Raw genomic sequence first — 26,016 nt, 5'->3', positions numbered from 1 at the left:
AGTACATTATTTAACGGGGAGTGAATTTCTTATGAAAAAGATTGCTGCCGGATTTCTTGCCGGGGCAATACTGATGGTTAGTGCGCAGGCGCTTGGGGCTACCTCTAGTCTGGTAGGAAAGAAAATCCAAGCGGAATATACAGTCAACGTGTACGGCAAGAAGCTGGTAGATCCGGCCATAATCATTGATGGAAAAAGCTACGCCCCGGTGCGCGCCATCGGAGAACTGGCAGGCTTTAAGGTTTCGATATCCGGCAAGAATATTAACCTGGATGAGAAAGATAGCGGAGCGGGCGCATTGGCCAATGATAAAAATACCAATGCCGTCCTGGGACCGCGGCCGACCACAACACCGGACCCTTTGCCGGCGGTCACCAAAAATAAAATCAAACAAATTGACGAAAAAATTGATACTGTTGTCGATAACATTCTGGTCACCAGCAGCCTGCTGAAGACAGATGCCAATAATGCTGAATTGAAGCTTAAGCTGGAGCAGTATAAATCGGAATACACAGATCTGCTGAAACAGAAGGATCTGGAGCTGCAGAAGTAAGGAAGAGCAGTCGTGCTTTCCCGTTAAGTGATATAAAGACAGGGCGATCCCCATCCTCTCAGTGAGAGGATGGGGATCGCCCTGTTTCATAGACTTCACCGCTGCCTTATCGTCTGAATAGGCGGAATTCAGCCGTTTGCTCCCCAGGCCTTCAGCAGCGGACCCGCTTTCCCGTAGACGGGATCGCTATCCGGCAGCGGCACCTTCCCGTGGCATGAATCGTGACCTCCTGTTCAATGATTCTTTTATTATTGAATCTGTTGTCTGCGGTATTGATAAGGTGTGATTCCATACTGATCCTTGAACAGCTTGATGAAATACTGCGGCTTCTTGTAACCGACCATATGAGAAATATCGATCACATGCAAATTGGACTCTATCAATAGCTGGGAGGCTTTTTCCAATCGTTTGGCTGCAATGAAGTTCGATAGATTCTCACCGGTTTCCTGCTTATACACTTTGGACAGATAGACAGGATGAAGATGAACAATTTTACCTAGATCGTCCAGGCTCAAACCATCGCCGATATGACCGGCAATATGAGATTGTATGGTTTGGACAATATGATTGTTAGACAATTTTGCGCTTCGCTCGAATTGGGTGATGCAGAGCAGAATGGACTCAAGCGCAGCATCCGGCTCTGCCAGTTGACTGAAGATCCAACCTGCGACCTCAACCTGCTGCAGCCGGCTGGCAGTGAAATACACCCGCTGAATAAAGTCGAGCAGATAGAGGATTTTCTGTTTTCTGGACGCAAGCTGGGCGAAGGTCTTGAGAATGTTCTTTCTGGTCAGCTCCCATTCTCCCGGCTCCCACTTAGGATGAGCAGTAAAGTCCTGCAGCAGGGTACAGTCACCCGCGTGAACTTCCTCCTGGTAATAAAACTGGCAGAAGATATGCCGGACGGCATTCTTCCGGGTAAATTCAAATTTCTCCGAAAAGGAAATATTGCTGATGCTATGCGCGAGTTTCTGAGCGTCGGATTCCAGGATTAATCCTGCCAGCCCCGAGCCTGTCGTCCAAATCAATTGATCCAGCTCCCGGCTGTTGTCTCTTAAGGTGATTTCATCTGCTCCCTCTGCATCTGGAACCTGAAAGAAGCAAAAGGTCTCCTTCAGCAGTACGGTATCATAAGCACTGAAATCAGTGCCTGCGGGGGAGGGTCCGCCAATAACGGACAGCAGATAACCCAGTCCGTCAAATTTCTCCCACATAATCTGGGGCTTCAGCTGCTGCTCATCAATGCTTTTGAGTACTTGCTTCATCGCTTTCTCCATATCCTCTTTATCCACGGGCTTCAGCAAATAATCCAGAGCGCCCAGCCGGATCGCTTTCTGCGCATAATCAAATTGGGAGTAGCCCGAGAGAAAAACGACCTTGGTCTTAAGCATGTTCTCATTAATATGCTCCAGCAAATCAATGCCGGACACCTCGGGCATGCGGATATCCGTAATCAGAATATCAATCTGATTCTGATTCAATAATTGTTTGGCTTCAACCGAATTGGTTGAGGTCACAATCTGGTGTATGCCGAATTTCTTCCAATCCAGCAGATGTTTTAAGTATTCAACAATGTAATGTCCGTCATCCACAATCAGTAATCGCATGTTCTCCTCCTTCATCCAGCGAGAAATCAATGTAAGCCATCACGGACAAGCCGCCCCAGTCATTGGTGAAGAAACGCAGGCCGCTTAATTCGCCGTAAGCATTTTTAAGACGCTGATGTATATTCCACAGACCGATTCCTCTGGAGCCTGGCGGAGGGGATTCGCTTTCGACCCTGGCTGCCAGAAGAACCATTTGCTCCGGCGTAAGCCCCTTGCCGTCATCTGCAATTATGATCAGCGCACCGTCATCAAGAGCTTTTATCTCTATGGATACACGATGGGCGCCTTGCCGTTCCTCAATGCCATGCTGGATGGCGTTCTCTACGATCGGCTGGATAATGAGCGGCATAATACGATGTTCTCCCAGCTCCGGGGGCAGGTTGATTTCATAATGAATCTCTTTGCATAGGGACATGATGGATAAAAAATGATCCGCAAGCTGGAGCTCAGAGGCCAGAGTGGCGTCATGGCGATCCAGCTTCGTCAGATAGCGGTAATATTCAGCCAGATGTTTGCTCATCTGCATGACAGCCTCCGGAGATGTCTTCGCCATCGACATAATAAAGAACAGGCTGTTATACAGAAAATGCGGATTGATCTGCGCCTGCAGCTGCTTCACCTCGGCATCTCTCCGCAGCTCTGTTTCAATCTTCAGGGACGCAAACAGATTCTGGGTTTTGAGCACCATATGGTTAAAGCTTTTGAACAGATTAAAAAATTCATTAACGGGATTCTCGCTGATCCGTGTGCTGTAATTTCCTTGCTCCACCTGATAAAATTTCTTGCCCAGCAAATGAACATTCCGGTAGAAATTCCGGTAGAACATCAGAATGACGATCAGCCCAATAATCAGAATGACCAGGATACTGCCTACGAATACCTGCTGATTCCGGTCCAGCGGATTCAAAAAATCACTCATCCGTGTATATGTCACAAGATATGTGTCAATAGGCTCGATATATTTAGACAATACATAATAGTCGTCCTCGCCGGTATGATAGTCAAATTTCAGGATTCTCTGCGTATCCGGTGTAATCGTCTCCTTGGCTTTTTGCTCGATACGGCTGTCTACAGGTTTGCCGCTGATCACCAGGTTGTCGTTCACCAGGAAAAAAGCATTGGAGCTGTCGCCGTTAACCGCTTTGCCCAGCAGGCTGACCAGATATTCCTTCTTGAGCTTCACCCCCACGATGTATTGAATATTTGCCGGGTTTTTGGGCTGATGGATGTAGGGGTAGACTGAAAAATAATACAGGCTGTTATTATAGGTCTGCCAGCCGCGCTCAGTGACCTGTTCGAAGGGAAGCTTAGCCAGAGAATCATGGCCGGTCTGAATAAAGGTGCTATCCGGCTTCCAGTAAATCCCGATAGATTCCACCGCCAGACTCGAAAAGAGCTGATCCGATAACCGGTCCGAGATTTCATTCTTGTTCATCTGTGCATCATAATTGCTTAATTCCTGTTTCCGGCTCTGATAGAACCGAACATCATTGTCGGCGGTATACTGGATACCATACATGCTTGCCTCGGAGATGACGCCATCCATAATGCTCTCCGCATAAGCCAGCTGATTTTTGGAGGAGTTGATCAGACTTTCCTGAATCGTTCTTGAGCCCAACGTATTCATGATAAAAAACAGTCCCAACGTAAGCAGCAGAAAAAAGACGAAAAAGTAGATGAACCGTTTCATATTCACTTTTTTAATCATATTCACTTCCTCGTTCCCCAAAACTGGCGGTTGCCGGATTCGTATCATTCCGTATAAATCTATCATAATTCATTAAATTCAAAAGAAAAAGATAATCCAGCCGCAAAATGAAAGCGCTTATCAAACATGTTTAGGGATTGGTTATGATCTTTAGATTAAGACATTTTAGGATGAAAGCGCTTTTGCTAACATTAAACCTGAAAGAAAAACTTCTTGGCATGATAAAAGGGGGTAACACAAATAGCTCAGGTTATAAATACCCAAGTGGGGACGTTAAAGACAGATGACAGGAAAAAAAGCAGCAAAAATCCCTGGAACAAGGAGATCAGGAAAAACTGGCCGCTGTATGTGCTCTGTATCCCGGCACTCGTATTCGTTCTTATCTTTGCGTACGGACCGATGGTCGGCCTGGTGATGGCTTTTCAGGATTACAAGCCCTGGCTGGGACTTACCGGCTCAACGTGGATCGGCTGGGACAACTTCGCGAGAATCTTCCAGTATAAAGAAGCGACACAGGCCATTACCAACACGCTCATCATTGCTGTAATCAAAATTATTGTCGGCATTATCGTTCCAATCTTCATGGCAATCCTGTTAAGTGAAATCAGAAATGTGGGAATCAAGAAAAGTATCCAGACCTTGGTGTATTTGCCCCATTTCTTATCATGGGTAACCGTTGCCGGAATTATGATTGATATTCTGGGACTGGACGGCGGCATCAACCACTTTTTGTCCAATCTGTTTGGATCGAAACCGATCTTCTTCCTGGGTGATCCGGTCCTGTTCAGGCCGACGGTTATTATCAGTGACCTGTGGAAAAATTTCGGCTTCGGCATGATTGTCTACCTGGCGGTCATCACCGGGATAGACCCTTCCTATTATGAGGCTGCAGAGATCGACGGCGCTTCACGCTGGCAGCAAATCAGGCATGTTACTTTGCCGAGCATGATGCCGATGATCATCGTCATTGCTACGCTGAGCCTGGGAAACATCCTCGATGCGGGCTTTGATCAAATCTTCAACCTGTACAATCCGCTTGTCTATAGCACAGGAGATATTATCGATACGTACGTGTACCGGTCTTCCTTATTGAATGGACAATACGGGTTCGGTACTGCCGTCGGGTTGTTCAAATCTGGCATAAGTTTTATATTGATCGTCGTTTCATACCGGATTGCCTATAAGGTTGCCAACTACAAGATATTCTAGAAAGGAGCATGGAGAGTGTATCATAAGTCCAAGGGATATAAGATCTTTTCGTTCTTCAATTATATATTTCTGATTCTGATTGCATTATCATGCTTCTTGCCTATGCTCCATCTGCTCGCGCAATCTCTTAGCAGCAAAGCAGCTATAAACGGCAATCTGGTCTCTTTTTGGCCGGTGGATTTCAATGCGGACGCCTATGTCAAAACCTTTAAAAACTCCAACTTCACCGGTTCCATGCAGGTATCCGTGTTCAGAACCGTACTGGGAACGTTAATCAGCATGTTTATTATTACGACTGCGGGTTATGCCTTATCCAAAGATTTCCGCGGACGCAATGCCTTGATGTGGGTCTTCATCTTCACCATGCTGTTTTCCGGGGGGCTAATTCCGTCCTATATCCTGGTCACGAAGCTTGGATTAAAGGATACGATCTGGTCCTTGGTGCTTCCGGGTGCCTTTGGCGCGTACAATTTGATTCTGATCATGAATTTCTTCAAGACCATTCCGAAGGCGCTGGAAGAAGCAGCGTTTATCGACGGAGCTTCGTTCTTCGTGATTTTCCGCAAAATCTACTTGCCACTGTCGCTTCCCGGCTTGGCCACTGTGGGATTGTTCATCATGGTCGGGCACTGGAACGCCTGGTTTGACGGCATCCTGTATATGTCGAATACTGAGAACTACCCGCTGGCTTCGTTCCTGCAGACGGTCGTCGTCCAAGGCTCAGCCCAGAGTATGGCGCTCAGCCAATCGGAAGCGGCAGCGATGTCGGAGCAGAGCATCAAGGCGGCCCAGATTTTTATCAGCACCTTGCCGATCATTCTGGTCTATCCCTTCCTGCAAAAGTATTTTGTGAAAGGCATCGTGTTAGGTGCAGTCAAAGAATAATCCACTATAAAGGAGCCTACTCAATGAAAAAAACAGGTGTTTTACTCTCCGCCGCTTTACTGATGACTGGATTGCTCGCCGGCTGCGGCTCGGATAACAAGGGATCAAGCTCCGCTGCGGAAGCAACGCTTAAGGACGGGAAATATGATCCTCCGATTACGATCAGCATTGCGAAGCAGCAGGATGAAAATGCCGGCAAATACATCAACGGCGAAAGCCTGAATGACAATGTCCTGACCCGCTGGGGTAAAGAGCATCTCGGCATCCAGATCGAGACCACACTGCTGGGCGGCGATGCGACCCAGTATAACACCAAGCTGCGGCTCGCGCTCACCGGCTCCGAGAAACTCCCGGATGTTCTGCCTGTCTATGACACCTCGCTAGAGAATGACCTGATTCAGTCCGGGCTGGTCAAAGATATTACAGAGGACATCAGCAAATATATGCCTGAGCGGCTGAAAGAGATTTATAAGGAATACCCGACGGCCTTCAATCCGGTCATACAGGACGGCAAGGTGTACGGCATGCCGATTGCCCCTAATTTGACGGAAGGCCAAGTGATGCTCATCCGTCAGGACTGGCTGGATAAGCTGAACTTAAAGGCACCGACAACCATCGATGAGTTTGAAAAAGTGATTGCAGCCTTTACGAATGATGATCCCGATGGCAATGGCAAACAGGATACCTATGGATTTGATTTCTCCGGTAAGGATTCCTACAACACAGGCTGGGTCAGTGACTCCGTGATGATCTTCAGTGCCTATACCGGCAAGCATCTTCCTGGCCAATGGTATAGCGAGGACGGTAAGCTAACTTACGGGTCAGTTTCTGAAGGAACCAAGGATGCGCTTGCCAAACTCCGCGACTGGTATTCTAAAGGGTATCTGAACAAGGAATTGGCTACACAGGGCGCATGGGATGCACTGGCTGACTTTACCGAAGGTAAAGCAGGCATTATCATTGGCCGGCCTTGGCTGTACGGCAGTGTAAAGGATGTTGAAACCAACGTTCAAGGTGCCAAAATTAGTGCTTACCCCACTATCAGCGGTGTCAGCGGAGATAAGACCTACCAATCCGGTCAACAGAATGACGGAGTGTTCATGTTCAATAAGGATTTTAACAATATGGAAGCTTTCTTCTTGTACTACGACAAGTTGTACGATGCGGCATTCGGCACGGGTGACTTCAAGTACGGATATGCCGAGGGTTACGATTATGATACCGTAAACGGCGAAGTAGTTTTTGATTCCAAGAAATTCAACACGCCCATGGATGCTGCACAAGGTGTAGGTAAGATGTCCTTTACCAAGAATACGCCAAGCGTTGACGGCCCGGGCAAATCGTTTTATGATCTTGCGCAAGGCGCGAAGCCGGATAATGGGGTTCTGATGAGATCCGCAGCCAATGATCCTACCGCCAAAGACGGATATGTTATTTCTTATGAGAACAGAGATGTGCTGCTTCCTAACGCCTTCAACGGACCGCCGACCAAAACGATGCAAACTTCGTGGGAACAGCTGAACACCATGGAGAAGGAAACCTTCACGAAGATCATCTACAGCAAAGAACCGCTTGAAGCTTACGACACCTTTGTTAAGCAATGGCATGACAAAGGCGGCACGCAAATTACAGAAGAAGTGAACGAATGGTACACCAATGCCAGCAAAGTCGATGTAATGTCCAATATGGGCCTGAAATAAGCCAATGATGGAAAATAACTTAAACATGGCTGTCATCCAAAACGGTGTTCCGCTGATGGACACAAACGGAAATCCCGTTCATGCACATGGCGGACATATGCTCTTCGAGGACGGATTCTATTACTGGTTCGGAGAAAACCGCACAGGACGGCGTAAAGTGAGCTGCTACCGCTCCGCGAACCTGGCGGACTGGGAATGGCGGAAGGATGTACTGACGCTGGATTCTCCGGTACGGCCGATTTATCACCGCACTTCCCTGGAGCTGGAACCCGGGGAAGCACAGAACCGCGGGTACGGAAAAGGGGCTGTCATCGAGCGGCCGAAAGTGCTTTACAATGCGCTTACCGGCAGATACGTCATGTGGATGCATTGGGAGAACGGGTGCGACTATTCCGACGCGCGGTGTGCGATTGCCGATTGCGGGACAATCGACGGAGATTACGTCTTTCGCGGCAGCTTTAATCCGGTAGGCAACATGTCCCGGGACTGCACTCTGTTTCAGGATGACGACGGTATGGCCTATTTCCTGGCCGCGGCCAGGGAGAATGCAGACCTTATCATGTACCGGCTGTCACCGGATTATCTCAGTATAGAGGAGCAAGTGAAGACATTGTGGCCGGGGCAGGCGCGCGAAGCTCCTGCGTTGATGAAGCGTGGAGGTATCTACTTTCTGATCTCGTCAGCTTGTACCGGCTGGCTGCCCAACCAGGGCGCGTATGCCTGGGCCGGGCAGCTGACCGGCCGCTGGTCGCCCCTGATGCCGCTTGGCGACATTACGACCTACGACACTCAGCCTGCATTTATCGTTCCTGTAACGGATGCCACACAGAGGCAGACCTCTTATTTATATGTGGGCGATCGCTGGGACCCTGCGGATTACTACGCCTCGTCCTATGTGTTCCTACCGCTTGAGTTTCCGTCAGAAAGAGAGATGCGGCTTACGTGGGGAGAACGGCTGACTATAGATCTTGGTTCGGGAAAAATGAAGGCGGAATGCAGCTCCGGCAGCGGGCTGTTCCGGCTGAAGAGTGTAGGCACGGAACTTTATCTTGCCGCAGCAGGAGAGCTTGGAGAACAAGGCCAAGCGCTGAGTGTGGAAGTCCGCAAGCTTGCTTATAGCGATAAGCAGCAGCAATGGGCCGTGGAGTACAACGATGACGGGACTGTGAAGCTCATGAACGGGGAGTTCACATTATACTCCGGTACTGCCGGTGCCTTGACACTGGAGCCTGCACCGTACGACCTTGATAAATCACACTGGCTGCTTACAGAGACGGAAGAAGAGGCGCTGATTATCAGCTCCAGGGACAGCAAAGTGCTTAAGGTAGTGAGAGATTCAAGGGAAGGACCGGGCCGGGTGTTCCTTGAACCGGAATCTGCTCATGATCCACGCCTTGGCCCGGATAGGCAGTTGTTTCAGCTGATACCGGTAAGATAACGGGCTTACGGCCGGTCTTATAATTATGAAATCATTTATTTCTGAGAAAAGAGGGTTACTTATGAACCTTACGATCCCATTCTCCAATGAATGGTTTCAAGCTGATCATAATTCACAAGTATCCGCGGCTCCGTCCGGCGGCTTCCGGTTGAACACAACGCCCGAGGGCGGGGGAATGGAGCTTCTGCCGGGCAGTCTGGACAGTTCTGTATGGCAGGAATACGAGTTTATGAATGCAGAGGTGTATCACGATTCACATGATGTACTGGTGCTGCTATTCAGTTTCCGTGATCAGGACAGTCGTATGATCACCTATCATACTGGCATTTTGCCGGGCGTCAGAACGGTGATCTGTTTGCCGCTGAAGCACCTTAACGGGGAGAAGCTGTTCCTTGACCGTTATCCGGGTGTGATGCAGACCGTGCTGCGCGGAGATGCAAGGGTCGACCGGAAGCGGATTGCAGAGTTCTCCATTGCGACCATTCCTTCAACGACAAGCCGGAGTGTGGAGATTAGCGGATTGTCCCTCAGCGGAGCCGAGCCGGATTTCACCTACGAGTACCACCCTTACATTGATGGGCTGGGCCAGCTGAAAGGCAGGGATTGGCAGGGGAAGACAGCGAATCAGGCGGAGTTGAGCGAAAGGCTGCATTTAGAACGGCAGCTTGCAGCTGCGGCTGATTTCGGCGGGAACGGTCTCGGCCGGTACGGAGGCTGGAAGGGACTCGCATTTCAGGCGACCGGTTATTTCCGGACAGAATTTGACGGCAGCAACTGGTGGTTTGCTGATCCGGACGGCTATGCCCTGTTCAGTACCGGAATGGACTGTGCCGGTCCGGCTTCTCCCATGCGCGTAACCGGAATGGAGCATTTGATCCCGCAGCTGCCGGAGCGGGAAGGGAGTTATCATGAGGCCTGGTCACAGGCAGGGCAGGAATTCAGCTTCGGGATCGCCAATCTGATCACAACCTTCGGGTCACAGTGGCGCTCCGCCTGGACGGAGCTGACTGAATACCGGCTGAGACAGTGGGGATTCAATACGATCGGCAATTGGTCCGATGACGGATTTATCAAGAGTTCGGAGCTTCCCTATGTGTATCCGCTGTCTGATTTTCCGGCGACGGAGCAGACGATCTTCCGCGATTTCCCCGACGTGTTCAGCCGGGAGTATGAGCAGAATGCAGAGGAATTCGCTAAGCAGCTGGTTCCGCTGCGCGGAGACCTGCGGATGATCGGCTATTTCATGCGCAATGAGCCGCATTGGGCATTCGTGGACAGTCTGAATTTGACGCAGCTGATGCTGAAATCACCGGTCCGTTATGCCAGCAAAGAGCGGTTCGTCCAGTGGCTGGGCGAAAAGTACGGGACTGTGGAGCAGCTGAATGAGGCGTGGGCCAGCAGCTACGCCAGCTTTGAACAGCTGTACACACCGCATGGTACGGCAGCTTCGGATCATCCCGTAAGGGAAGCAGATTACGCACAGTTCAACCGGATGATGATCCGGCGGTATGTCGAAATTCCGGCACGTCTATGCAAGCAGGCGGACCCGAATCATCTCAATCTGGGCATGCGTTATGCCTGGGTGGGCAGCGACGATGTGCTGGAGGGCTGCGAGTGGTTTGATGTCTTCTCGCTGAACTGCTACCAGTTCGCTCCTGACCGGGAACAGATCATGCATATCAGCGAGCGGCTGAGCAAGCCGGTCATGATCGGAGAATATCATTTCGGCGCAGCGGACGCCGGCATGCTGGCTTACGGCATACGCGCGGTGGCAACCCGGGAGGAGCGCGGCAGTGCCTACCGCTATTATGTCGAGCAGGCTGCAGCCATTCCGCAGCTGATCGGGGTGCATTATTTTCAGTGGAATGATCAGCCGGTGCTGGGGCGTTTTGACGGGGAGAATTACGGGATCGGCGTGGTGGATGTCTGCAACCGGCCGTATGAACATTTTGTAGAAGCAGCGAAACAGGCCCATGAGCAGATGTATCAGGTGCGGACCGGCCTAGTTGAACCCTATAATGTACTTCCCGCAGAGATACCCAAAACAGGATTCTGACGGCACAATCCTTACTGTCTACACTAAAAGGGCAATCCCGGGTCTTAGTGACCATGGATTGCCCTTTATTTAGATTATTAGAATATGATTTAATCCATTATACTTAAGCTTTTTCTACCGTAAGCTTGGAAGGATTCAAGCCTTCTGCTTCTCCTTCGGCAGGAGCCTTGTTCGAGGTGCGGAGCGGCAGCTCCTTCAGGAAGAAGACCAGAAAAAAGGCGACAACCAGTACGATGGTCCCTGTCAGGAACACGGTGGACAATGTCTGGCCCAGAGCGTCACGGATGCTGTCAATCATCTGAACGAAGATCGGCTGGGCATCGGCAGGCAGGCTGGCTTGTGTCTGCTCAAGCAGCGGCTTGTTCATCAGCGCCTGCGGATTGGCAAAGGCTGTCATTTGCTGGGTCACTGCCGGATCCAGCTGAGAGAAGTCTGCTGCCGAGGAAGACTGCAGGGCTTCCTTGAGATGTTTCGTAAGATTGTTCGACATAACAGTCCCCATCACTGCGATACCGATGGTACCGCCGAGGTTACGGAACAGCTGAGACGAAGCGGTAACTGCACCAAGCTCCGTATGGGAAACTGCATTTTGCGTAGCCAGCGAGAATACAGGCATACCCAGACCAAGGCCGAGGCCGAATACGATCATACTCAGAACTGCCATTGGCACATTGTTCATGAATACCATAATCGCCATGCCGGCAATCATAACCGGTACGCCAATCAAGGCATAACGTTTGTATTTTCCTTTTTTGGCGATCATCTGACCGGTAAAGGTACTGGCAACCACCATAACGATCGACATCGGCATTGTGACATAACCGGCGTAAGTAGCGGAGATACCGAGTACACCCTGCACGAAGAACGAGAGATAAATCATCGCACCCATCATGCTGAAGTTCATAATGAACCCGATCAGGTTGGAAATCGTAACTACACTGTTTTTAAATAGATGAAGCGGCAGAATCGGATTCTTCGCTCTGGTTTCGGTGAAAATAAAGACAAGCAGCGAAATAACGGATCCGGCTAACAGGCCGAGAATTTGGGATGAACCCCAGTCATATTCTGTACCTGCCCAAGAGAAGGCCAGCAGCAGCGGAACAATGGTCGTCGTCAGGAACAGTGAGCCGAGATAGTCGATGCTTGTAGACTCTCCGCGTTTGGCTTTCGGGAACAGGGCCAGGATCAGCGCAAAAGCAACAAAGCCGAGCGGCAGGAAGATCCAGAAGAGCCAGTGCCAATCCATATGGTCAACAAGATAACCGCCGAGTGTCGGTCCGAGTACACTGGAGAAGCCGAAGACAGCCGTCATTAGGCCCATCCATTTGCCGCGTTCACGCGGAGGGAACAGGTCGCCTACAGCTGTGAATGCGGTGGACTGGATAATACCGGCGCCCACGCCTTGAATCCCGCGGTAAATGATGAATTGATACACATCATCCGAAGTACCGGTCAGAAAAGCTCCGACCATAAATATCAGAATCCCTGCCAGCAGAAAAGGCTTGCGGCCGAACATGTCGGACAGCTTGCCGACAAGCACCGTGGCGATTGTTGAAGTCAGCATGTAAATATTGATTGTCCAGGTATAGTAATCCATACCGTCCAGTATCGCGATAATGCGCGGCATAGCCGTGCTGGTAATCGTCTGATTGATCGCGGCAAACAGCATAGCTGCCATAATGGCGATCATAATGGTAAGCTTGCGCTTATCAGATAAATGTTCCATTGATTTTTCCCCACCGTTTTTTTATTTTTTGTCTAATTCCGAAATTAATACTCCAAAAATTCTTCTTAAATGTGCGATATCCTCATCAGGCAAGATGCTGAAGTAGGAGCCCATGATCTCCTTTTGTTTATTATGCGCCTCCTCGATTGCAGCTTTCCCTTCCTTCGTCAGTGTAATATTAACCACTCGTCGATCGTCAGCCGCCCGTTCCTTCTCGACGTAACCTTCAGCAAGCAGCGAGTCTGTAACACCTGTGATTGCCGCGGGGGTCATGTTAAGCGCAGCGGCCAGCTGGGATACCATCATCGGGCCTTCCTTGGACAGAAAATGCAAAGCCTTGAATTGGGTCAGGCTAAGGGCAAAGCCTTGTTTATTCCAGCCCTGAGCCATTCCTTTCAGGAACGTTTTGAACATAGTAGAGATTTCAAAAAAATCATTGTGATCGGACAAAACTTCACCTCCGAAAGCTGTATGGAAAACGCGTACAAGTTAATTTAGTGTTTAATGATTAAGTGATAAATAGTTAAATACTAAATTATTAAGCTGTGAATCAATATATCACCATTTTTTTATCCCGTCAAGACAACAAGCTAGTGAAATTTTCTTTGATTCTAATCGTTAAGCAGTAAATGTTTAAATACTAAAATAATAAACCGTGAATCAATATATCATCAAACTTTTATCCAGTCAAGATTGATATAAGTGGAATTTCATCGGATTTCTTGACGTAAAAAGTGCAGGATAGTTCAGTTATGTCCCATAATAGATCATTTATGTTTATTTCCCGCCGGGGTACTATTAATGCTGGAGAAGTTCGGCACCAAAGAGATTATGAACTTTGATTAGGAGGAACCTATTTTATGGAAGCCTATTTGTTTGTACATTTTAAGGAGAAAAAGACTCCCGACGGAGAACAGGTCTATTTCGCACTCAGCACCGATGGATTCAATTGGGAAGCGGTTAACGGGGAACAGCCTGTTTTATGGAGCAATTTGGGTGAGAAGGGCGTCAGAGATCATACCATCATCAGAACACATAACGGCAAATTTTATATTCTTGCGACTGACCTGAGTCTGGCCAATTGTTTCCACACCAAATACAAAGGAGATTGGTCCAACATTGGCAGGGATGCGAGCAAATGCCTCTCCTTGTGGGAATCGGATGATCTTGTGAACTGGTCTGATCAGAGAATGATTGAACTCGGCGATACGGATTTCGGCTGCCTGTGGGCTCCGGATGTGATTTATGATTACCAGAATGAAGACTATGTCATTCACTGGTCTTCTTCGCATGCCTCCAATAATTATGGGGATAAGGCCATCTATTATACGCGTACTAAGGATTTTGACAGCTTTAGCGAACCACGGATGCTGTGCCGGAAGGATGGCAGCGGAATTATCGATTCGGCAATTTATGAAGAGAACGGCATGTATTACCGCTTCTTAAAGAGCGAGGCCAACCCGGCGGGGATTATTCTGCAGAGGGGCAGAACTCTTACCGGAGAGTACACCCGAATTGAAGCCTTTGATGAAGAAATGGCCAAGCTGGGACACAGTGCTTATGAAGCACCTACAGCGTTTAAGCTGAGCAACGGCAAATGGTGCCTGATGCTGGACTTTTTCGGTGTGGAAGGGGAGGGTCAGGGCTACGTTCCTTTTATAGCGGATGAAATCGACACAGGACGGTTTATCCGCTCAGACGAGAGCTTCAGCTTTCCGTACGGTTTCAAGCACGGCACAGTGCTGGCTATTACAATGGAAGAATACAACCGGATCAAGGAAGCATTCGCCGGACAATAGAACAAAAGGAGCATCCGCCAGCGCAGCGGATGCTCCTTTTTTTGTTCATAAGCCTGTATCTCTACAATTCCTCGACTTCCCGCAGCCAGAGCGCGGCGGAAGCGTCGCTTGGCATCCGCCAGTCGCCGCGCGGTGAAAGACTGACGGTCCCGACCTTCGGGCCGTCCGGCAGGCAGGAGCGTTTGAACTGTTGGGTGAAGAAACGGGTGATGAATACTTTCAGCCACCCGACCAGCTGTTCCCGGGTATATCCATCGCCAAAGGCATGTTGGGCGAGGTACAGGATTTTGCCGGGGGAAGCGCCGGTGCGGAGCATATAATAGAGGAAGAAATCATGCACAACATAAGGACCGAGTATATTTTCGGTCAATTGGACAATTTCCCCTGTCTTCGAAGGCGGCAGCAGCTCTGGGCTGATCCCCGTTTCAATAACGCTGTAGAGCAGTTTGTTCACCGTCTCGTCCGCTTCGTGATCCGCATACCAGGCGACGACGTACTGGATCAGTGTCTTCGGAATGCCTGAGTTGACACTGTACATGGACATATGGTCCCCGTTATAGGTACACCATCCAAGCGCCAGCTCGGACAAGTCGCCGGTGCCGATGACAATGCCGCCATTTTTGTTGGCCAAATCCATCAGGATTTGTGTCCGTTCTCTGGCTTGTACATTTTCGTAGGTCAAGTCATGAACATCCTTGTCATGGCCGATGTCCTCGAAGTGCTGCAGACAGGCAGCCTTGATATCGACAACCTTAAGTGAAGCTCCCAGCGCTTTGATCAGGCCGACGGCATTGTCGTAGGTCCGGTTCGTTGTGCCGAAGCCCGGCATCGTAACGGCGAGCACGTCGCTTGCCGGGCGGCCGAGCAGCTCCATGGCCCGTACGGCCACCAGCAGCGCAAGCGTGCTGTCCAGGCCGCCGGAAATGCCGATGACGGCCTGCTTGGTGCCGATATGGCGGATTCTTTTCATCAGGCCGGAAGTCTGGATGGAGAGGATCTCACGGCAGCGTTCGTCGCGCTGAAGCGGATTGCCGGGAACAAAAGGATTAACGCCGACGGTACGAACCAGTTTCCGTTCACTGTTAAGGAGGGCAGGCTCCGCATACAGCACCTCACGATAATTGCGGCCGCCCTTTCCGGCACGGAAGGTACCCATGACCGCGCGGGAATACTGGATTTTCGGGATGTCGATATCGGCGATGATGATCCGGCTCTCATGGGTAAAACGCTCCGATTCCGCAAGTGTCAGACCATTCTCGGCGATCAGAGAATGGCCGCCGAATACGACATCGGTTGTGGATTCGCCGGCATTGCAGCCGGCGTAGACATAACCTGCCACGCAGGAGGCGGACTGGCTGGAGACAAGCTGGCGGCGGTAGTCTGCTTTGCCTACCAGCTCGTTGCTGGCTGAGGGGTTAAACAGCAGCACAGCGCCGGCTTGAGCCAGCAGACTACTCGGTGGAACGGGAACCCACAAGTCCTCACAGATTTCAACGCCAAAGGACAAATTGCTGTTCGCTTCACATGCGAAAATAAGATCATTGCCGATGGGAACGGTGATTTCCCCGAGACGCAGCTCTGTGATTTCAAGCTCTTCGGCACCTGCAAACCAGCGCGGTTCATAGAACTCACTGTAGCCGGGAATACAGGTTTTGGGCACAATGCCCAAAATGTTTCCCTGCTGGATGACGGCGGCACAGTTGAACAGCCGTCCCTTGATGGCAATGGGCAGCCCGGCAATGACTACCATGTGAAGTCCGGCACTTGCGGCGGCAATGCTATGAAGGCTCTTCAGAGCCGCATCCAGCAGCGCGGGCTGCAGGAATAAATCTGCACAGGTATAACCGGTGATGCAAAGCTCGGGCAGCACCAGGTACTCTACCTGTTCCTCGTCCGCCTGCTTGATAACCTCAATAATTTGTGCTGCATTAAACTCGCAGTCAGCCACCCGCAGTTCCGGGGAAGCGGCAGCCACCCGCGCGAATCCATAATTATGCATTGGTTTCACCTATCCTTTTTATAATAACGCGTTTCTAATAATTGTACCCATGATTCCCCATCAGTAACAAGCGGCAGTTTCATGAGTTATAGATTACGCGCAGCGGGGCGGGGACGGGGAGTCACAGCAGCATTGGTTAAAATCGAACCGTGCGTCGTTACATAAAAATGCCCGGGACTCCAGAGAGCCCGAGCATTCAACTGCAGCGCCGGATGATTTCAGAGTGCATGTTCTGGAATCATCCGGCATATTAGACACGGTAAATCGGTCCTGAAATGTGTTTGCATCATCCTAAGAGATACAGCGTTTCGCTAGACTTCGCTGTATAACCGCTGCAGGAAATCTACACTTTCCCGCAGATGCGGTTCAGTAGTGCTCTCCAGGAGGCCCTGAATGTGCGGGCGTGTATATTTCATGTACCGGAGGACAGGAGCGAAATTAAGCTGTCCCTGACCGACAGGAACAATGATGATTTGGCCGTCCTGGACCGTGAAATCCTTCAGATGGATCACCGCGATTCTGTCCCCAAGCAGCTCAAGTGCTTCGGTAATGACCGCTTCCTGCTGCCGGTAATTATCGGGCGACATCAGGTTCGCGCAGTCCAGAATGATCTGCAGATTATTGGAAGGAATCAGATCCAGCAGCCGCCTCGTCAGCTTCGCAGAGTGCAGGGGATGATTCTGGCCTGCCTCAATGCCTACCGTTACGCCGAAACGTTCCGCTTCCGCCACCATTGCCTTGACCGAAACGACTACCTCATGGAAGGCTTCCTCCGTAAAGTTATCCGTTGTATAGCCCTTGCCTACGCTGCCAGTTTCTGTGCCTACCAGGCTGGCTCCGAAATCACGTGCCAGGCGAAGGTGGGTGCTGAAATCATTTAGCGCCTGTGCTCTTTTGCCGGGATCGGGATCAATGATATTCACATAGCAGCCGAGTACAGCAATCCGGACCCCGGCTTGCCGGAACGCTTCGCCAAAGTATGCCGCCGTTCCCGGGCTTAATGCCGCCAGAGAGGGGACGCTTTCGGGAAAAGATTTGCGTACCGCAAACTGAATATGCTTAAAGCGGTATTGATCCAGCTTGGCGATCAGCTCCGGCAAAGGAAGCCGGGCAAAATCATGGGCGCGGATGCCAAGATGAAGCGGTGCGGACATAGGGTACATCCCCTTTTCTTAGTTAAATCCGGTTCTGTTGCAATGGTTGCATGTGTTGAATAAGAGTGGACAAGTCTGCAGAATGGCGGATTGCTTCTGCTACCAGCTCTGCCACTTGTTTGGCCCCTTCATTAGAGAAATGGGTATCATCCGTAATCCCTTCCGGATAATTGGGATGCCTGCTCTTGGGCAGATGCATAAATAAATGTCTGGACTCCTCGATACCGAGCTTCCGGTAGAGCTGCTGGGAAGAAGCGAAGATATCAAGCAGCGGTGTACCGGTAAGCTTCGCCACTTCACGCATCGCCTGCGGGTAAGCTCCCACCGCCAGCGGATCGGGATCGCCCTGCGGAGTGAAGCGGCGGCGGCTGACAGAGGTCAGCAGGACAGGGAAACCGCCGCGGCTGCGGGCCGAATCAATAAACGTGATCAGATTGAGGCGGTAGTCCTTGCCGGGATCGGTATAGCGGGCCGGATCCTCCTGCTTCTCGTCATTGTGGCCAAACTGGATCAGCAGAAAATCACCAGGCTGGAAATCCTGTTCAATATCAGCGAGCCGTCCTTGCTCGAGATATGATTTGGTGCTCCGTCCGTTAATTGCGCGGTTGTCCACGGTGATTTCCGGGCCGAAATAGCCCTGAAGATATTCTCCCCAGCCGGTCATTGGCTTCTGGTCCGCACCTTTCTGCGCTGCGGTGGAGTCACCGGCGATATATAGTGTCGGCATGAAGTATTCTCCTTCATTACATATTAATGTTTTTGCGCCAGCTCTTGCGGAGCTGATCGCGCCTGCTTTTCTTTATTCTCCGGCTGGAAAACCGAAGAATCCGGCGGCGTTGTTATACGCGATATTCTCCACCAGTTGACCCAGCAGCACTTCGTCATCCGGCGCTTCACCGCGCTCGGCCAGTTCACCGATCAGCCCGCACAGCACACGGCGGAAATATTCGTGGCGGGTGTAGGAGAGGAAGCTGCGGGAATCTGTCAGCATGCCGACAAAATTACCCAGCAGGCTGTTGTCCGCAAGCAGTGTCAGCTGCTCGCGCATTCCGCTGCGGGTGTCGTTGTACCACCAGCCGGAGCCAAGCTGGAGTTTGCCCGGCGTGTCCTTTTGATAGCAGCCCATCAAGGCCAGCAGGGCGGGATAATCGCCCGGATTCAGCGAATAAAGAATCGTCTTCGGCAGGCCGGTCCCGCATTCTGCGCGGTCGAGCAGCTTAGACAACGCTTCGGTCAGCGGCAGGTCATTCAGGCCGTCATAACCGGTATCCGGTCCCAGCTTCCGGAACATTGGTGTATTGTTGTTGCGGAAGGCGTGCAGATGCAGTTGCATCGTCCAGCCTTTATCGTGATAAAACCCGATTAGAGCCGACAACAGCTCCGTGCGGTAGAGTGTGATCTCCTCCGGCGAGAGGATTCCGCCCTCCAGCCGCTTGGCGAAGATGGCTTCAGCATCAGCAGGTTCACCTGCACGGTAGCGCAGCACATCCAGCGCATGGTCGGACAGGCGGCAGCCGTTCTCATGGAAGAATTCCACGCGGTTTCTCAGTGCGTCCAGCAGCGAAGCATACGACACCACGCTTAAGCCGGATGCTTCTTCCAGCCGCTTGATCCAGGCCGGGAATCCTTCGGCGTCAATGTTCAGCGCCTTGTCGGGACGGAAGGTAGGGAATACCTTGAAGGCCGTCTCTGAATCTTTTAACAGCCGGTGGTACTCCAGCGTATCAGCCGGATCATCGGTAGTGCAGATGGTCTTGACTCTGGAGCTGCGGATCAGTCCACGGCGCGAGAAGGCCGGTTCCGCCAGCTTGCGGTTGACTTCTTCCCAGATGGCCGGGGCAGACGTTTCGTTGAGCAGCTCATGGATACCGAAAAAACGGCGCAGCTCCAGGTGAGTCCAGCTGTACAATGGGTTGCCTACGGCTTGCGGTACGGTCCGGGCCCAGGCCAGAAACTTGTCATAATCCGAGGCATCTCCGGTAATATGCGATTCCGGAACCCCGTTGGCACGCATCAGCCGCCATTTGTAATGATCTCCGTAGAGCCAGGCCTCGGTCAGGTTGCTGAATGCACGGTCTTCATAAATCTCTTTTGGATCGAGATGGCAGTGGTAATCAATAATGGGCATAGCTTTGGCATGTTGATGGAACAGAAGCCGTGCGGTATCGGTTGTTAATAGAAAATCATCGTTTAAAAACATAATGACGCTCCCTTTGCATGGATTTGGAATGGAAATAGGGTATTATAGCGTGACTCCTGTTTTGAAAATAGCCAGCTCGCGCACTTCGTTTTGTTCATTCCGTGTTTTTTCGCCGCTGGCAACATCGATAATATAGTCGATAAACTCCTCAAGCACATCGGCCATCGGGACCTCCAGCAGCGGACCGGCGTTGAAATCCATCCAATGGCCTTTTTTGGCAAAAAGCTCATTGTTGGTCGCCACCTTAACCGTAGGCACAAAGCTACCAAATGGAGTTCCTCTGCCGGTTGTGAACAATACCAGCTGGCAGTCCGATGCGGCCAGCGCAGATGCGGCCACCAGATCGTTGCCCGGCGCCTGCAGGAGGCTGAGCCCTTTTTTGCGCAGCTTAACACCGTATTGCAGCACATCCACCACAGGAGAGGTTCCTGCCTTCTGGGTACAGCCCAGCGATTTGTCTTCCAACGTGCTGATGCCTCCGGCTTTGTTGCCGGGAGAAGGGTTCTCATAGACCGGTTCCCCGTAAGACAGGAAGTATTGCTTGAAGTTATTGATCAGGGATACGATATCTTCATAGACCTCACGGCTTTCCGCACGGGCCATCAGCATTTTCTCCGCTCCGAACATTTCAGGCACTTCGGTCAGTACCGAGGTTCCGCCCTGGGAGATAATGAAATCGGAAAAAGCGCCCAGCAGCGGGTTGGCGGTAATGCCCGAGAACCCGTCGGAGCCGCCGCATTTCAGCCCGATGTTCAGCTCGCTGAGCGGAACTGTCTCACGGGCATCATTCTTAGCTGCTTCATACAGTTCCTCCAGCAGCGTGAGACCTGCTTCCACTTCATTACCCACTTCCTGGGCGACGAGGAATTTGACCCGCTTCTCGTCATAATCACCCAGCATGCTGCGGAACTCGGAGACGATGTTGTTCTCGCAGCCGAGACCGAAGACGAGCACACCCCCGGCGTTGGGATGATTCACGGCATCCAGCAGAATGCTGCGGGTCATCCGGTGGTCATCACCAAGCTGGGAGCAGCCGTAAGGATGCTTAAGCACGGTAAAGTTGTCGAAGGTTCCCATATCCGGATGTTCAGCCTTGAATTCCTGCAGCATTTGCTCGGCGATACCGTTCACACAGCCTACTGTGGGAATAATAAACAGATCATTGCGGATGCCGACCTTGCCGTTTGCCCGGCGGTAGCCCTGAAAGGTCAAATCACGGGAAGGGTAAGTGACCGGATGAAGATCGGGCACGTATTCATATTCCTCTTCACCCGCCAGATTCGTCTTGATGTTATGCGTGTGAATCCATTCGCCCGCTTGAATCGGAGCAATCGCGTGGCCGATAGGATAACCATATTTCGTAATGACGTCATCCGCCGCAAAGCTGGTCAACGCCATTTTATGACCCTGCGGGATGTCCTGGACTGCCTTAAGAGTCATTCCCTCAAAAACAAGCTCTTCTCCGGCGGAAATGGGGCGCAGCGCCACAGCTACCGTATCCCGGGGATTCATTTTCATTAGACGCTTCATGCTGTCCCTCCTAAAAGTATGGTGATTTCATTAACTTCCTTGATCAGCTTCCTCTAAAGCTTGCTTTGGAACCTTTAGAAGAAGCTGTGATTGTTAGTCCGCCTATCGTTCATTTACCTGCCAAGGGTAGAAGTCTCAGCTTACAAACTGCTCCAGTGCAGCCCGGCTGTCCGAGCTTTCCAGCTTCTGCAGATGGGACGCAAGCACCTCTGCCAGGCCCGGCACCTGCGACAAATCTTCGCCCCACAGGCTCTCGTCCTTCAATATCGCCTGAACGAAGTTGACAGGATTGCTCCACGCTTCATCAAAAATGGCCAGTACTTCCGGACTTTCCTGACGCGCCACAAGGTCTCCACGGTAGCTGAGCAGCAGGCCGGCAAAGGAGAGGGTAATCAGCTCCGGCAGCTTGCCGCGCTCCTGCTGGTACTTTAGCAGCACAGGGAGCAGCCGGGTTTTGAATTTGGAGATGCTGTTCAGGGAAATGGATGTAAGTTCATGACGGATAAAAGGGTTCTTGAACCGCTCCTGCACAGCGTCAGCATAAGGCAGAAGCTCCTCTTTCGGCAGATCCAGCATCGGGATCAGTTCTTCCTCTATCAGTTCCCGTACAAACAGGGAGAACGTTTCGTCATTCATCACATCCTCAACCGTCTCAAGGCCGGCCATCATGCCCAGTGGCACCATCGCCGTATGAGGGCCATTCAGCAGATGAACCTTTCGCTCACGGTAAGGTGTCATATCATCTGTCACCACGACATTCAGTCCGGCTTCCGCCAGCGGCAGCTTCTCTGTAAGCCATGCCGGGCCTTCAATGACCCAGAATAGAAACGGTTCAGCGGTCACCATCAGGTTGTCGAGATAACCAAGTTCAGCCTCCAGCTCCGCGGCTTTATCGCGGGGATACCCCGGTACAATCCGGTCTACCAGACTGCAGCAGAACGTATTCTCCTTTTCCAGCCATTGCAGGAAGGCTTCACCCAGGTTCCATTCCGCAGCGTACTGCTGCACAATTTGCCGCAATTTCTCACCGTTGCGGTCGATGAGCTCACAAGGGATGATGACGAAGCCTTTTTTGCCCAGTTGAAAACGCCGGTGCAGAAGCGCTGTCAGCTTGGCCGGGAAACTCTTCGGCGGCGTACCGTCCGCGCGGTCGCCCGGATGATAGGCAATCCCGGCTTCAGTGGTGTTGGAAGTGATGAATTCCAGCCCATCGTCCTCAGCCAGAGCGAGATAAGCTTCATAATCGGTATAGGGATTAATCACCCGGCTGACGCTGGAGATGATCTCGCGTGAATTCACAGGCTGCTGCTGCATGATTCCGTTTAGCAGTACAGTGTACAGGTTATCCTGGGCGGCCATCAGCCCGCCAAGACCCTGCTCGATCGGCTGAACCAACACTGCACTTCCGTTAAAGAGTCCTTGATTGTTCATTTGCTGCAGCTGCCAGTCTACGAAGGCGCGCATAAAGTTGCCTTCACCGAACTGAATCATCCGTTCGGGATGCAGGGGCAGATGGGGATGAGTGCTTCGGGATAAACGGTTTGTCGACATTGGTTTGATCTCCTTTGAGTTCAAATAGTTATATGCACACGTTAACATTTTATTTTAAAAAAGAGAGGCTCTTTTTTAAACAATACCGGGACCCGGTATTTGCTCTGCCGGAGCGCATTTGACCGGCAGGGCAGGGGTCGGGCAGATCCTTCCACATCCCTAAATTTCTGCGACCGTGTCCCGTACGACCAGGGAAGTCTTGACGAACAACTGCTGGGGTTTGGTCTCCGGCTGCTGCAGGAGCTGAATCAGCATCTTGGTGCCGAGCTCACTGATATCGGCAATAGGCTTGCGGACCGTAGTCAATGCCGGATTCGTGTAGCGGGCGAACATAATATCGTCGAAGCCGATGAGTGAAATCTGTTGCGGAATGCTGACCTTACGGGCATAGCAGGCATTCATGGCGCCGATAGCCATATCGTCATTGGAGCAAAAGACGGCCGTAGGGTGATCTGGCAACTCAAGCAGGGTAGACATTGCGGCATATCCGCTTTCAATGCTGTAATCACCGGCTGCAAAATAACTTGAATTCAGCTGAAGCTGGTGGGCGATCAGGCTATCTATGAAGCCCTGTTTGCGCTCGGTTGAGGACTTGAAGCCGGGTTTGCCTTCAATAATTGCAAAACGCTGATGCCCTTGTGTTACGGCATAGTCGATCGCTTCCTTCACACCTTCGCGGTCATTGGCCACCACGTTCATAATGCCGGGATCCTCCAATTGGCGGTTCAGCACCACAAGCGGGATGCCCATTGTTTTGACATGGTAGATAAAAGCGTTATCCTCGTCGCTCTGGCTCATGACCAGAATACCGTCAAAGCGCTGCGGCTGAATGTTGGCGTAATTGTGAACGCCGTCAATTCCGTTCACAGTCAGGTTAAAGTTCTCATCCAGCACATGGCTGATCCCTTTAATGACGTCGACCAGAAAGCTGGACGATGTTCCCTGATCAATACTGGAGAAGAACAGCCCGATGGTAAAGGATCGTTTGGTGACCAGGCTTTTGGCGCTGTAGTTCGGCACATAATTCATTTCCGCGGCGATTTTCTCGATCTTGTCCCGGGTTACTTTCTTGATTAGCGGGCTGCCGTTTAGTGCTCTGGAAACGGTGGTATGGGAAACGCCGGCAACACGTGCAATATCTTTGATAGTAATCATAATATCTCTCCGGGAAATAGAATTGTTAACGATTCCAGTGTAGTTCCTGAACGGGATCAAGTCAAGCGATTTATGAAATGCACACGTTAAAATTTATACTGGCAGAATACGCTCCCGGGCGCTATAATTTATTTGCTTGCGGACGGAAGAGGAGGAAAATGAAATGCTGGTGGGCAAAGAGGGCTTTTGCGATTTTCATTCGATCCAGGAGGCGGTTGATGCGCTTGAACGGCTGCCTTCAGGTAAAGCGGAGACGTTGTATATTCTGGCTGGTATTTATGAGGAGGCTGTGCGGATCTATCGTTCGGACCTGACGATCAAGGGCATCGGACAAGTAGAGATTACCAACAACCGTTACGCAAGGCAGAAAGATGTGACTGGAGAGGAACAGGGCACCTTTGCCACTCCGACCTTGTTTCTGGGTGGGAGCAGGCTGGTGCTGGAAAACCTGACCCTATCCAATACGGCCGGGCAAGGCACTGAAATTGGGCAAGCGCTTGCAGTATATGCACATTGCGACGAAACGGTTTTCCGCAACTGTATCTTAAAGGGGCACCAGGATACCCTGTTTACTGGCCCGCTGCCTCCGGCGAACAAACAGGGGGGAGCTTTCGGAGGAATCCCCCTCAAAGAGCGGCATAACCATTACCGCCAGCTGTACACCCATTGTTACATAGAAGGTACGGTAGATTTTATTTTTGGCGGTGCGACGGCTTATTTCGAGCATTGCGAAATCCGCAGCCTGCGGCATTATAACGATGGTCCTGGCTATATCACGGCAGGCTCCACACCGCCGGGCCAGCCTTACGGCTACCTGTTCAAGGATTGTTACCTGACAGCTGCCCCGGATGTGGATGAAGTGTATTTGGGCCGTCCCTGGCGCGGCTATGCCAAGACGGAGATGGTGAATTGCCGCATGGGCGGGCATATTCATCCAAGCGGTTGGGATAACTGGGAGGATCCGGCCAATGAAGGGACCGTCCGTTACCGCGAATATGGTTTGGCGAAGGCTGACCCTTTGAGGAAACAGCGTGTAAGCTGGGCTATTTTGCCGGACATGGGGGAAGAGGCGCCGGGCAAAGAGCAGGTTTTTGCCGGTACGGATTTTTGGAAAGTGTAATTCCCTGCCCGATTTTGAACAATTGTTTATGAGATGAGCCGCCGGGGAGCCTTCTATGAGCTGAAGCAAATGCAGGGGTAACATAGCCCGCTGCAAGGGCATAAAAAGTGGACACCGTGTCAAATCAAGTGTCCGCTTTTTTGCGTTGGGGTCATCTTTAAATCCGGATAGTTATTGTTTTACTAGAAAAAGCAGGGGAATTGCCCTGAAAAGGGGAAATTAAAATAAAGCTTATGTGCGGTGCGTTAGGCCTTGTTATGCTGAAACTTCGTAATATCCCTGTCATAGTGCGAGATGGAGCCGTCGAATCTTTTTAAGCGTACATACTCTTCGGAGAATTTCTCAACAATCCCGAAGCCTACCTGGGAGTACATTCCATCGGGGTCAAGCTGCAGCGCGGACACAAAGGTCTGCGACAAGGCAGCAACAAAAAAATCGGCATTTTTAACAAGTGTTTGCGGCATAGTCCCGTTCCTCCGTTTATCAGCTCGAATTTTAATCGTTCCATAAAGTCATTTCAATCATTTTACGACAGGCTGTGAGTTTTGAAAATAGGATTTAATTTGTAATATTTGCGAAAATAATACTGTGGTTGGAATCCGCGAGTCCAGTCTTAAGCATATTGA

General features: G+C 51.0%; 20 protein-coding genes. 8 read left to right on the top strand and 12 right to left on the bottom strand.

Features of this window, described 5'->3' with window-relative positions; genetic code table 11:
- The first annotated feature begins 31 nt into the window (after positions 1 to 31).
- Positions 32 to 553, top strand: a complete 522-nt coding sequence (locus ACQ76X_RS03210; protein ID WP_438491454.1) for a hypothetical protein — start codon at positions 32 to 34, stop codon at positions 551 to 553.
- 248 nt (positions 554 to 801) lie between these two features.
- Here the strand turns inward: ACQ76X_RS03210 and ACQ76X_RS03205 are convergent, their stop codons facing one another.
- Complete coding sequence (locus ACQ76X_RS03205) at positions 802 to 2,160, bottom strand: response regulator transcription factor (RefSeq protein ID WP_438491452.1); 1,359 nt, start codon at positions 2,158 to 2,160, stop codon at positions 802 to 804.
- The gene (locus tag ACQ76X_RS03200; protein WP_438491450.1) at positions 2,138 to 3,868 is read right to left on the bottom strand and encodes a sensor histidine kinase; all 1,731 of its coding nucleotides are present in this window, start codon (positions 3,866 to 3,868) and stop codon (positions 2,138 to 2,140) included. The genes ACQ76X_RS03205 and ACQ76X_RS03200 overlap by 23 nt, the downstream gene beginning before the upstream one ends.
- A gap of 264 nt (positions 3,869 to 4,132) precedes the next feature.
- Between ACQ76X_RS03200 and ACQ76X_RS03195 the strand changes: the two genes are divergently transcribed.
- The 5 genes from ACQ76X_RS03195 to ACQ76X_RS03175 all read left to right on the top strand — a co-directional run bounded on the left by ACQ76X_RS03195 (position 4,133) and on the right by ACQ76X_RS03175 (position 11,156).
- Entirely contained in the window at positions 4,133 to 5,077 is a 945-nt protein-coding gene (locus ACQ76X_RS03195) for an ABC transporter permease (RefSeq protein WP_438491448.1), read from the top strand.
- Positions 5,078 to 5,092: 15 nt separating this feature from the next.
- Entirely contained in the window at positions 5,093 to 5,962 is an 870-nt protein-coding gene (locus tag ACQ76X_RS03190) for a carbohydrate ABC transporter permease (RefSeq protein WP_038595090.1), read from the top strand.
- 23 nt (positions 5,963 to 5,985) lie between these two features.
- The gene (locus tag ACQ76X_RS03185; protein WP_438491446.1) at positions 5,986 to 7,662 is read left to right on the top strand and encodes a hypothetical protein; all 1,677 of its coding nucleotides are present in this window, start codon (positions 5,986 to 5,988) and stop codon (positions 7,660 to 7,662) included.
- A 25-nt stretch (positions 7,663 to 7,687) separates the two neighbouring features.
- Positions 7,688 to 9,100, top strand: coding sequence for a family 43 glycosylhydrolase (locus ACQ76X_RS03180; protein WP_438491444.1), 1,413 nt, complete (start codon positions 7,688 to 7,690; stop codon positions 9,098 to 9,100).
- 61 nt (positions 9,101 to 9,161) lie between these two features.
- Entirely contained in the window at positions 9,162 to 11,156 is a 1,995-nt protein-coding gene (locus ACQ76X_RS03175; protein ID WP_438491443.1) for a beta-galactosidase, read from the top strand.
- A 103-nt stretch (positions 11,157 to 11,259) separates the two neighbouring features.
- Here the strand turns inward: ACQ76X_RS03175 and ACQ76X_RS03170 are convergent, their stop codons facing one another.
- Both ACQ76X_RS03170 and ACQ76X_RS03165 read right to left on the bottom strand, forming a co-directional pair.
- Positions 11,260 to 12,882, bottom strand: a complete 1,623-nt coding sequence (locus tag ACQ76X_RS03170) for an MDR family MFS transporter (protein WP_438491441.1) — start codon at positions 12,880 to 12,882, stop codon at positions 11,260 to 11,262.
- Between the two features lie 21 nt (positions 12,883 to 12,903).
- Positions 12,904 to 13,332: a MarR family winged helix-turn-helix transcriptional regulator gene (locus tag ACQ76X_RS03165; protein ID WP_038595081.1), complete on the bottom strand. Its 429-nt coding sequence runs from the start codon at positions 13,330 to 13,332 to the stop codon at positions 12,904 to 12,906.
- A gap of 410 nt (positions 13,333 to 13,742) precedes the next feature.
- Between ACQ76X_RS03165 and ACQ76X_RS03160 the strand changes: the two genes are divergently transcribed.
- Positions 13,743 to 14,681: a glycoside hydrolase family 43 protein gene (locus ACQ76X_RS03160; protein WP_438491439.1), complete on the top strand. Its 939-nt coding sequence runs from the start codon at positions 13,743 to 13,745 to the stop codon at positions 14,679 to 14,681.
- Between the two features lie 61 nt (positions 14,682 to 14,742).
- Here the strand turns inward: ACQ76X_RS03160 and ACQ76X_RS03155 are convergent, their stop codons facing one another.
- The 7 genes from ACQ76X_RS03155 to ACQ76X_RS03125 all read right to left on the bottom strand — a co-directional run bounded on the left by ACQ76X_RS03155 (position 14,743) and on the right by ACQ76X_RS03125 (position 24,270).
- Positions 14,743 to 16,680 carry an NAD(+) synthase gene (locus ACQ76X_RS03155; protein ID WP_340897207.1) on the bottom strand — a complete coding sequence of 646 codons (1,938 nt, stop codon included), beginning with the start codon at positions 16,678 to 16,680 and terminating at the stop codon, positions 14,743 to 14,745.
- Between the two features lie 311 nt (positions 16,681 to 16,991).
- Positions 16,992 to 17,834, bottom strand: coding sequence for a sugar phosphate isomerase/epimerase family protein (locus ACQ76X_RS03150; RefSeq protein ID WP_438491436.1), 843 nt, complete (start codon positions 17,832 to 17,834; stop codon positions 16,992 to 16,994).
- A 22-nt stretch (positions 17,835 to 17,856) separates the two neighbouring features.
- Entirely contained in the window at positions 17,857 to 18,561 is a 705-nt protein-coding gene (locus ACQ76X_RS03145; protein ID WP_438491435.1) for a rhamnogalacturonan acetylesterase, read from the bottom strand.
- Positions 18,562 to 18,633: 72 nt separating this feature from the next.
- The gene (gene uxaC / locus ACQ76X_RS03140) at positions 18,634 to 20,034 is read right to left on the bottom strand and encodes a glucuronate isomerase (RefSeq protein WP_076108807.1); all 1,401 of its coding nucleotides are present in this window, start codon (positions 20,032 to 20,034) and stop codon (positions 18,634 to 18,636) included.
- 42 nt (positions 20,035 to 20,076) lie between these two features.
- The gene (locus tag ACQ76X_RS03135; protein ID WP_438491433.1) at positions 20,077 to 21,564 is read right to left on the bottom strand and encodes a UxaA family hydrolase; all 1,488 of its coding nucleotides are present in this window, start codon (positions 21,562 to 21,564) and stop codon (positions 20,077 to 20,079) included.
- A gap of 135 nt (positions 21,565 to 21,699) precedes the next feature.
- The gene (locus tag ACQ76X_RS03130) at positions 21,700 to 23,115 is read right to left on the bottom strand and encodes a tagaturonate reductase (protein WP_438491431.1); all 1,416 of its coding nucleotides are present in this window, start codon (positions 23,113 to 23,115) and stop codon (positions 21,700 to 21,702) included.
- A gap of 159 nt (positions 23,116 to 23,274) precedes the next feature.
- Entirely contained in the window at positions 23,275 to 24,270 is a 996-nt protein-coding gene (locus ACQ76X_RS03125; protein WP_438491430.1) for a LacI family DNA-binding transcriptional regulator, read from the bottom strand.
- A gap of 163 nt (positions 24,271 to 24,433) precedes the next feature.
- On the opposite strand from ACQ76X_RS03125, the gene ACQ76X_RS03120 reads away from it, so the two are divergent.
- Positions 24,434 to 25,390 (top strand): pectinesterase family protein, encoded by a 957-nt coding sequence (locus ACQ76X_RS03120; RefSeq protein ID WP_438491428.1) that lies wholly within the window; start codon positions 24,434 to 24,436, stop codon positions 25,388 to 25,390.
- 245 nt (positions 25,391 to 25,635) lie between these two features.
- Here the strand turns inward: ACQ76X_RS03120 and ACQ76X_RS03115 are convergent, their stop codons facing one another.
- A complete protein-coding gene (locus ACQ76X_RS03115) occupies positions 25,636 to 25,854 on the bottom strand; it encodes a hypothetical protein (RefSeq protein WP_038595062.1) in 219 nt (72 codons plus the stop codon).
- Between the last annotated feature and the right edge of the window lie 162 nt (positions 25,855 to 26,016).

It is taken from the genome of Paenibacillus sp. IHBB 3054 (assembly GCF_051594305.1).
Classification (GTDB): domain Bacteria; phylum Bacillota; class Bacilli; order Paenibacillales; family Paenibacillaceae; genus Paenibacillus_AQ.
The sequence above is the reverse complement of the archived record's forward strand: the minus strand, read 5'-3'. Positions and strand labels throughout refer to the sequence as shown.